1 tRNA gene and 2 rRNA genes (1 of these 3 cut by a window edge) are annotated in these 3,140 nt (G+C 54.3%); all 3 read right to left on the bottom strand.

The features are described from left to right. Positions 1-77: transfer RNA gene (locus C8J30_RS18045), tRNA-Met, on the bottom strand. A 73-nt stretch (positions 78-150) separates the two neighbouring features. Continuing rightward, positions 151-265, bottom strand: a 5S ribosomal RNA gene (gene rrf, locus C8J30_RS18040). 147 nt (positions 266-412) lie between these two features. Further along, positions 413-3,140: ribosomal RNA gene (locus tag C8J30_RS18035) — 23S ribosomal RNA — on the bottom strand; it runs 107 nt beyond the window's last position.

Raw genomic sequence — 3,140 nt, 5'->3', positions numbered from 1 at the left:
TGGTTGCGGGGGCAGGATTTGAACCTGCGGCCTTCAGGTTATGAGCCTGACGAGCTACCGGGCTGCTCCACCCCGCGCTGGTTCCCGAGGGCTGATTTTGCGATCGGGGTATTTTTTCATCGTATTTGAGAGAACTTGGCTTCTTTCTAGGTTTGGCGGTGACCTACTCTCCCACGTCTTGAGACGCAGTACCATCGGCGTGTTGGCCCTTAACGGCCGAGTTCGGGATGGGATCGGGTGTTTAGCCAACGCTATGACCACCAAACCGAGGAAGAAGCCATTTTCCAAGTCTGAGTACATTGAAGCTCGCGTGCCGCGGATGCGGCCTCCGGCATTTCGCCGGCGCGGAGCGTTCTTTTGACTAACCTCGTGTATACTTGCTTTTGATCTATGAGCCTTGCTGCTACTGGATCAAATCAAGCCAATCGGGCAATTAGTACCGGTCAACTGAATGCATTGCTGCACTTACATCTCCGGCCTATCGACGTGGTGGTCTTCCACGGCCCTCAAGGGATACCTGGTTTTGAGGGGGGCTTCACGCTTAGATGCCTTCAGCGTTTATCCTGTCCGTTCATAGCTACCCAGCACTACCGTTGGCACGATAACTGGTCCACCAGTGGAACGTTCACCCCGGTCCTCTCGTACTAGGGGCAACTCCTCTCAAGTATCCTACACCCACGGCAGATAGGGACCGAACTGTCTCACGACGTTCTAAACCCAGCTCACGTACCTCTTTAAATGGCGAACAGCCATACCCTTGGGACCTGCTCCAGCCCCAGGATGAGATGAGCCGACATCGAGGTGCCAAACGATGCCGTCGATATGGACTCTTGGGCATCATCAGCCTGTTATCCCCAGAGTACCTTTTATCCGTTGAGCGATGGCCCTCCCACTTGGGACCACCGGATCACTATGACCGACTTTCGTCTCTGCTCGACTTGTCAGTCTTGCAGTCAGGCAGGCTTTTGCCATTGCACTCAACGACCGATTTCCGACCGGTCTGAGCCTACCTTCGCGCGCCTCCGTTACGATTTGGGAGGCGACCGCCCCAGTCAAACTCCCCACCATGCAGGGTCCCGGATCCGGATGACGGACCGCGGTTAGACATCAAGAGTGCGAAGGGTGGTATCTCAAGGGAGCCTCCACCGAAACTGGCGTCTCGGTTTCAAAGGCTACCACCTATCCTGCACATCACAATCCTGATGCCAGTGCAAAGCTGGAGTAAAGGTTCATGGGGTCTTTCCGTCTAACCGCGGGTAGTGTGCATCTTGACACACAGTTCAATTTCGCTGAGTCCACGTTTGAGACAGCGGGGAGATCGTTACGCCATTCGTGCAGGTCGGAACTTACCCGACAAGGAATTTCGCTACCTTAGGACCGTTATAGTTACGGCCGCCGTTTACTGGGGCTTCAATTCGGAGCTTGCACCCCTCCTTTTAACCTTCCAGCACCGGGCAGGCGTCAGACCCTATACGTCGCCTTACGGCTTCGCAGAGCCCTGTGTTTTAAGTAAACAGTCGCCACCCCCTAGTTTGTGCCCCCCACCCGCACTTGCGTGCGAATGGGGCCTCCTTCTCGCGAACTTACGGAGGCATTTTGCCGAGTTCCTTAAACGTGGTTCTCTCAAGCGCCTTGGTATACTCTACCTGTCCACCTGTGTCGGTTTAGGGTACGGTCATATGGAGGGCTATTTCCAGGGACATCTAAGCAGCCCAGACAATCCGATAAGTCTGAACTACCCTCGACATCCGTCACATCCTCCTGGCCCAGGAATATTAACCTGGTTCCCATCGACTACGCCTTTCGGCCTCGCCTTAGGGGCCGGCTTACCCTGCTCAGATTAGCTTTAAGCAGGAACCCTTGGACTTTCGGCGAGAGGGTCTCTCACCCTCTTTGTCGCTACTCATGTCAACATTCTCGCTTCTGATCACTCCACCGGATCCCTCACAGGCCGGCTTCACAGTCAGCACCGCTCCGACCAAGACTTTCCCGAAGGAAAGCTGAAGTCGGAAGGTGCTATATCACAGAACGCTCCGCTACCACGCACATTGCTGTGCATCCAAAGCTTCGGCTCGTGGCTTGAGCCCCGTTACATCTTCGCCGCAGGATCTCTTGACTAGACCAGTGAGCTGTTACGCTATCTTTAAAGGATGGCTGCTTCTAAGCCAACCTCCTGGTTGTTTTGGAAATCCCACATGCTTTCCCACTTAGCCACGAATTGGGGGCCTTAGCTGTTGGTCAGGGTTGTTTCCCTCTTCACGACGGACGTTAGCACCCGCCGTGTGTCTCCCGGATAGTACTCTGCGGTATTCGGAGTTTACTTAGACTCAGTAAGGCTGTGGGCCCCCATCATCCATGTAGTGCTCTACCCCCGCAGGTATTCGTCCGAGGCGCTACCTAAATAGCTTTCGCGGAGAACCAGCTATCTCCAGATTTGATTGGCCTTTCACCCCTAGCCACACCTCATCCGGACCCTTTTCAACGGGTGTCGGTTCGGACCTCCAGTTGGTGTTACCCAACCTTCATCCTGGACATGGCTAGATCATCTGGTTTCGGGTCTGATCCCACGAACTCGTCGCCCTTTTAAGACTCGCTTTCGCTGCGCCTACACCTATCGGCTTAAGCTTGCTCGTAAGACCAAGTCGTTGACCCATTATACAAAAGGTACGCCGTCACTTCTCAAGGAAGCTCCGACTGCTTGTAGGCGTCCGGTTTCAGAAACTGTTTCACTCCCCTCGTCGGGGTGCTTTTCACCTTTCCCTCACGGTACTGGTTCGCTATCGGTCAGCAAGGAGTACTTAGCCTTCGAGGGTGGTCCCCCGATCTTCAGACAGGATTACACGTGTCCCGCCCTACTTAATGCGTCCGATCAAACTTCGTGTACGGGGCTGTCACCCATATCGCTGGCCTTTCCAGACCATTCCACTCGTTCTTACGGCTCGGCTGGTCCGCGTTCGCTCGCCACTACTAACGGAGTATCGTTGATTTCCTTTCCTCCGGGTACTTAGATGTTTCAGTTCCCCGGGTTCGCTCTAAACCCCCTATGTATTCAGGAGTAAAGTACCTGGTGATGCCGATTAAGAAGTGCCGTAAGGCAATCATAACCAACATTCAGGTGGGTTTCCCCATTCGGAAATTCA

The organism is Rhodobacter viridis (assembly GCF_003217355.1).
Taxonomy (GTDB): domain Bacteria; phylum Pseudomonadota; class Alphaproteobacteria; order Rhodobacterales; family Rhodobacteraceae; genus Rhodobacter; species Rhodobacter viridis.
This window is presented reverse-complemented; position numbering and strand designations above follow the sequence as displayed.